Source organism: Kitasatospora sp. NPDC059462 (assembly GCF_042749955.1).
Lineage (GTDB): Bacteria > Actinomycetota > Actinomycetes > Streptomycetales > Streptomycetaceae > Kitasatospora.
This window is the reverse complement of record NZ_JBHYUU010000319.1, coordinates 1-5,243: the sequence shown is the minus strand read 5'-3', so window position 1 is coordinate 5,243 and position 5,243 is coordinate 1. Positions and strand designations below refer to the sequence as shown.

At 78.2% G+C, this 5,243-nt stretch carries 4 protein-coding genes; 2 read left to right on the top strand and 2 right to left on the bottom strand.

Annotation, left to right across the window (positions count from 1 at the left end):
• Nucleotides 1-213: 213 nt before the first annotated feature.
• The gene (locus ACFXAM_RS37680) at nucleotides 214-837 is read right to left on the bottom strand and encodes a pyridoxamine 5'-phosphate oxidase family protein (protein WP_380298337.1); all 624 of its coding nucleotides are present in this window, start codon (nucleotides 835-837) and stop codon (nucleotides 214-216) included.
• Nucleotides 834-1,691, bottom strand: a complete 858-nt coding sequence (locus ACFXAM_RS37675; RefSeq protein WP_380298336.1) for a sigma 54 modulation/S30EA ribosomal C-terminal domain-containing protein — start codon at nucleotides 1,689-1,691, stop codon at nucleotides 834-836. The genes ACFXAM_RS37680 and ACFXAM_RS37675 overlap by 4 nt, the downstream gene beginning before the upstream one ends.
• Nucleotides 1,692-1,933: 242 nt before the next feature.
• Here ACFXAM_RS37675 and ACFXAM_RS37670 point away from each other — a divergent pair, with 242 nt between their 5' ends.
• A complete protein-coding gene (locus tag ACFXAM_RS37670; RefSeq protein WP_380298334.1) occupies nucleotides 1,934-2,578 on the top strand; it encodes a class I SAM-dependent methyltransferase in 645 nt (214 codons plus the stop codon).
• A 489-nt stretch (nucleotides 2,579-3,067) separates the two neighbouring features.
• The coding region (locus ACFXAM_RS37665) for a type 2 lanthipeptide synthetase LanM family protein (protein WP_380298332.1) at nucleotides 3,068-5,243 on the top strand (2,176 nt) is incomplete at its 3' end.

Below are 5,243 nucleotides of genomic sequence, written 5' to 3'. Positions count from 1 at the left end.
CCAGGAGAGTTGACGTTCTCCCGGCCGCGCCGGCGGGGCGCGGAAGGGTTCTTCCGCGCCGGGGTCCCGGCCGGCCGGACGTCCCGCCCGGGAAGGGGGCGCACGGCGGCCGGGACCCGGGGCGGGGCCCGCGTCGGGGCGGATCGCGGACCCCGGGTCCAGTGGTCGGGGGTCGGGGGCCTGTGGCCCGTCGTCCGGGGCCGGGCCCCGGGGTCAGGAAGCGGCGGCGCCCCCGCCCGCGACGAGCCGGTAGCCGGCCACCAGGTCGGGCTGGATGGCCACCGTGTGGTCCATCGAGGCGTCCACCCAGGGGCTCAACAGGGCGCGGTAGCGCGCCAGTCGGACGGGGTCGGTGACCGGCCGGGCGAAGCCGGTGACGACCACGCTCCAGCCGAGTCTGGTCACCGGGTCGATCGCGTCCGCCTCGTAGGCGACCACCACCCCGGGCTCCTCGCCGCCCAGCGCGACCGCGCTCAGCGCGGCACCGTCGTGCGTGCGGATCACGATGGTGTCGTCGACCAGGAGGTGGTTGACCGGGCGGATCGCGGGCAGCGCCCGGACCGTGAACACGATCCGGCCGAACGGCGCACCGCCCAGCAGCCGCAGCGCCTCGGCCCGTTCCAGCGGCACGAGTTCGCGCGGCGGGGCGGACGGGCGCCGCGCCGGTTCGGCGGGCACCTGCTCGCGCTGCACCTGCTCGCGCTGCGCCGGCTCGCGCGAGGGCGGCTCGACGGGCGTCCGGGGGCGGACCACCGACGCGGAGCGGCGGGCCTGCGGCTGCGACCCGCGGGAGCGGCGCCGCGCACGCAGCCGGCGGCGCACGGAGTCGTCGCTCACGAGGCGGCCGCGATCAGACCGAGGCCGCCGTCGAAGCGCCGGTAGAGCACCCGGCCGCGACCCGAACCGGGCTGGGCGAAGAACAGGTAGGGCAGTTCGGCGGCGGTCAGCCGGCCGACGGCCTGATCCTCCGTCAGTTCCGGCGCGCCGCACGGGCTCAGCGTCAGCGGGACGGCCGGGCGGGTGGGCGGACCGGCCGCCACCGTGCGGGCCAGCCGGTAGCCGGTCGGGCCGACCCGGTAGACCACCGCGTCGGTCTCGGTGGCCGGGTCGGTGAACAGGTGGATGTCGTAGTCCATCGCGTCCATGGTGCGGGCCGCGGCGTCCGGCGAGCACCACACCAGCTGGGCCTGCTTGCGCCGGACGATGCGCTGCGGCCGGGCCGGGTACGGGAGTCCGGCGCGTGCGACGGCGGCCTCCGCGGCGGCGGCCTCGACGACCGCGGTCCGCGCGACGGCGGTCCGGCGGTCCTCCGGCAGCCCGGGCCCGGCGGCCGTCGGCAGGGCCCGGGTGCGGATCCGGCGCGGCCACGGCCGCGGCGTCCAGCCCGCGGTGACGGCGGTCATCCGGGCCCGCAGGCCGTCCGCGAGCCGGTCCAGCGCCTCGCCGAGGTCGGCGGCCGCCTCCTGGACGCGGATCCGCCGGCCGTCCACCTCGGCGTTGACCTGGGCCAGGACTCCCGCGCGGTCCGCCCCGTCCGGGGAGCCCGCCGCGCCGATGGTCCCGACCCGGACCCGCAACGATTCCACCAGGGCGTCCGCCCCGCCCACCACGGCGGCGATCCGGGCCCTCGCATCGGCCGCGAAGCCCCGCGAAATCCCCTCGCACACCCGCACCGTGACCAACTCGCCCACCTCAGGCCTCTTCCCGTTCCACCGCGCTCCGGTCCTGCCGCGCCGATCCGCCCCCGGCGGTCCCCGCACTGCGGCGCGGCGATCACCTTCCCGCCCCGGTCCGCCGCTCACAAGGGCCGAACGGCCCCATCGGCCCGCGCCCACCGGCCCCTTCGTCCCCGGAACACTCCGCAACGCCCCCCGGACCGCCCCGGCGCACCCCGGGCGCACGGCCTTGCGTCCACCCGTGGCATCATCGGCCCATGCCGGCCTCCGACGACCAGTCCGCGTACTGGAGTTCCACCGGAACCACCAAGACCTTCGGTCACCCCCTGCACTCCGCCTGGACGGACCGCCTCGCCCGGGACGCCGCCCTGCTCGACTACGGCTGCGGCTACGGACGGCTCGCCGGGGAGCTCACCGCACTCGGCTTCACCGACGTCGAGGGGGTGGACGTCTCCCCCGGGCTGATCGCCCGCGCCCGCGCCGAACAGCCCGCCGCCCGCTTCACCGTGCTGGACCGCCCGCCACTCCTCGAACGGCCGGACGGCACCTGTGACGCGGCCTTCCTGTTCGCCGTGCTCACCTGCATCCCGGGCGACGCGGCGCAGCGGGCCCTGGTCGCCGAACTGCACCGGGTGCTGCGCCCGGGCGGCCTGCTCCAGGTCAGCGACTACCTGCTCCAGCCCGACGAGCGCAACCAGGAGCGCTACCGGCGCGACGAGGCGCGCCACGGCCGGTTCGGGGTGTTCACGACGAGCGACGGCGCGGTCTGCCGCCATCACACCCGGGCGTGGCTGGACGCCTTGTTCGCCGCGTTCGAACCGGCCGGTGAACGCGAGCTCCCGGTGCTCACCATGAACGGGCGTCCCGCGGTGGCCACGCAGCTGCTGCTCGCGCGGCGGTAGCTCTGCGGTACCGGGCCGACCCCGCCGATGGGCGGGGGCGCGGCGGATCGTGCGGGCCCGCCGTCACAAAGATGGGGGCCCGTCCCCCATGCCCCGACGGCCACCGCGGCGACAGGATCAGCAGCGAGGGCGGCGCCTTCGACGGCAGCGCCGCCCTCTCCCGGCATCGGAGGTGCGGTGGTGGCAGAGGTGGACGCCGTGCGCAGCACGCGCCCCGACGGGGGCGCCGGACCGGTTCAGGGCCCGGTCGCAGCGGCGGTCCCCTCGGCCACACCGTTCCCGCACACTCCGATGCCCGGCGACTTCCCCGCACCATCCGCAGGAGAGACCGCAGCACCGGTCGCGTCACCCGCACAGACTCCCCGCTCCCACCCCGGTCGGCTCCGGTCCCCCCGTGCCGGTGGCCCCCCGTGGTGGGAGCGGGGCCTGACGCCGGGCCGGCCGGTCCCGGCCGCCCGCCCGGACTGGGCCGCCTTCACCGAGGCCGCGGTGGCCGCCGCACCGGTGCGCCCGATGGTGCCGCGCGCGGCCTACCCGGGTCTGAGCGGCTTCGCGCTCGTCCTGCAGCCCTTCGCCGAACGCGCCCAGGTGCGGCTGCTGACCTCGCTCTCCCCCGCCGTGCGCGCCGCCGACCAGCTGGGCCGGATCGATCTGGCCGCCCTGCGGGCCGAGTTCACCGCCCGGCTGACCGAACGGCTGGCCCGGACCGCCGCGCGCACCCTCGTCCTGGAGCTCCACACCGCCCGTGCCGCCGGGCGGCTGGCCGGCGGCACCCCGCAGGAGCGGTTCCGCTCGTTCCTCGCGCTGACCGCCCGCCGTGAGGGCCTGGCCGCGCTGCTGCGCTCGTACCCGGTGCTGGCCCGGCTGCTCGCCCGGGCCTGCCTGGACGCCGCCGACGCCCACGCCGAACTGCTCGACCGGTTCACCACCGACCGGGCGCTGCTGGTCGCCGGGCTGCTGCGCGGCCGCGACCCGGGTGCGCTGGTCGCCGTCACCGCCGACGCGGGCGACCGCCACCGGCGCGGGCGGGCCGTCGCCGTGCTGCACTTCGCCAACGGCACCGCCGTGGTCCACCGGCCCCGGCCGCCCGCCGCGCACCGGCACTTCAACGCGCTGCTCGGCTGGTACAGCGGGCGCCCCGGGGTGCCCCGGCTGCGGGCGCTGGGGCTGCTCGACCGGGGCTCGCACGGCTGGACCGAGTACGCCGAGGCCCGGCCCTGCCTGACCCGCTACGACGTCGAGCGCTTCTACCGGCGTCAGGGCGCGCTGCTCGCCCTGCTGCACGTCCTGGACGGCACCGACCTGCACTTCGAGAACCTGGTCGCCTGCGGGGACCACCCGGTGCTGGTGGACGTCGAGACGCTGTTCCATCCACCGGCCGACGCCTCCGGCACCGCTTCCGCCTCCGCTCCCGCCTCCGGTGCGGCTTCCGCCTCCGCTCCCGACTCCGCCTCCGGCCCCGCCGAGGACCCGGCGGCCCGCGCGCTCGCCGAGTCCGTCCACCGGGTCGGCCTGCTGCCGCAGTTGCTGATCGGCGACGACGGCGCCGTGGACGTCTCCGGCATCGGCGGCGGCTGCACCGGCCGGCGGCTGTCCCCCGTGGACGGCGTGGACTGGTCGGCCGCCGGCACCGACGAGATGCGCCTGGTGCGCCGCCCCCGCCCGTTCGGCGAGGCGCACAACCGGCCCCGGCTGGGCGGCGCGCCCGTCGACCCCGCCGAGCACACCGAGGCGCTGGTGGACGGCTTCCGCGCCGGGTACGCCGCGCTCGCCGCCGGGCGCGACGACCTCACCGGCCCGCGCGGGCTGCTGCGCTGCTTCGCGGACGCCGAGGTGCGGGTCGTGCCGCGGGCCACCCGGGTCTACGCCCGGCTGCTCGACGAGTCCACCCACCCGGACGTGCTGCGCGAGGCGGGCGCCCGGCAGGCGGTGCTGGACCTGCTGCGCACCGACGCGGTCGACGACCCGGGCCGCCCCGGGCTGGCCGACCACGAGGTCGCCGACCTGTGGACCGGCGACGTCCCGTTCTTCACCGCCCGCCCCGGCTCGCGCGACCTGTGGACCTCCGACGGCCGCCGGCTGCCCCGCGAACTGGCCGCCACCGGACTGGCCCGGGCCGAGGCCAAGCTCGCCGCACTCGGCTCCGTCGACCGCAAGGACCAGGAGTGGATCGTCCGCGCGGCCATGGCGGGCGCCGCCGGTACCCCCGCCCACCGGCCCGGCCGCCCGGTGCCCGAGAACGTCTGGGCCACCGCCCCCGAGCCCGAACAGCTGCTGGCCGCCGCCCGGGGCCTCGGCGACCAGCTCGTCGCCGCCGCCTACCAGGGCCGCTCCCGCACCAACTGGCTCGGGCTGGAACTGCTCGCCGACCGCTACTGGCGGGTGCGGCCGCTCGGCGCGGACCTGGCCGGCGGCTACACCGGCACGGCGCTGTTCCTCGCCCAGCTCGCCGCGCTCACCGGGACCGACCGCTACGCCGAGGTCGCCCGCCGGTCGCTGGCGCCCGTCCCCGGGCTGCTCGACTCGCTCGCCGCCCACCCCGGCCACCCGGCCGCCGTCGGCTCCGGGGCCTTCGCCGGCCTCGGCGGGATCGCCTACGCCCTCGCCGAACTCGCCCGGCTGCTCGGCGATCCGCTGGTCGCGGCCTGGACCGGCCCGGCGGTGG

What these genes read in the sequence shown, in the direction of transcription:
- ACFXAM_RS37670 (WP_380298334.1), top strand. Translation starts at nt 1,934, where the DNA reads ATGCCGGCCTCCGACGACCAGTCCGCGTACTGGAGTTCCACCGGAACC.